The following is a 620-nucleotide window of genomic DNA, read 5'->3' as shown; positions in this document are numbered from 1 at the left end:
GGGCGCCGCGAGGGATCGCCCGCGCAGCCGCAGGCGCAGGTGCTCCGAGACGGGCAGGACGTGCTCCCCCGCACCGTCGCGAGGCCCCTCCCCTGCGCCCCCGGCGACGGCGTCGTCCGCGCGGCTCGTGGTGCACCACCGGTCGACGGAGTCCTCACGTTCCTCGAGCACCACGGCGTCCATCCGGAGCGCCTCGCGCAGGTGCTCGAGCAAGGTCGGCACGACGTCCCCGCCCCTCAGGACGCCGCGCGCGATCGTCGTCAGGGCGTCGGCCTCGCGGCGGGCCCGGACGGCCTCGTGCGTGCGTCGGGCCGCCAGGTCGACGACGCCCGAGACGGCGACCGCGACGGCGAGCAGGACGAGGATCGCGACGGCGTTCTGCGGCTCGGCCACCGTCCAGGTCCGCACCGGCGGGGTGAAGAAGTAGTTGCTGAGCAGGCCGCTGCCGACCGCAGCGAGCAGGGCCGGCCGCAGGCCGCCGGTGATCGCCACCCCCACCGTGAGGGCGAGGAAGAGCATGAGGACCGTCGGCAGCGCGTCGAGGCGGTGCACGGCCAGCAGGCCGGCAGCCAGCGCGGGCGGCCCGACCACCGCGAGCACCCACCCGGCGATCAGCCTGC

At 76.6% G+C, this 620-nt stretch carries 1 protein-coding gene; it reads right to left on the bottom strand.

Going from position 1 to position 620, the window contains the following annotated elements; translation table 11 throughout:
• A partial coding sequence (locus L0B03_RS18860; protein WP_250448649.1) for a DUF4118 domain-containing protein occupies nucleotides 1-620 on the bottom strand: 620 nt, incomplete at both ends.

The organism is Actinotalea sp. C106 (assembly GCF_023630195.1).
Classification (GTDB): Bacteria; Actinomycetota; Actinomycetes; order Actinomycetales; family Cellulomonadaceae; genus Actinotalea.
This window is presented reverse-complemented; position numbering and strand designations above follow the sequence as displayed.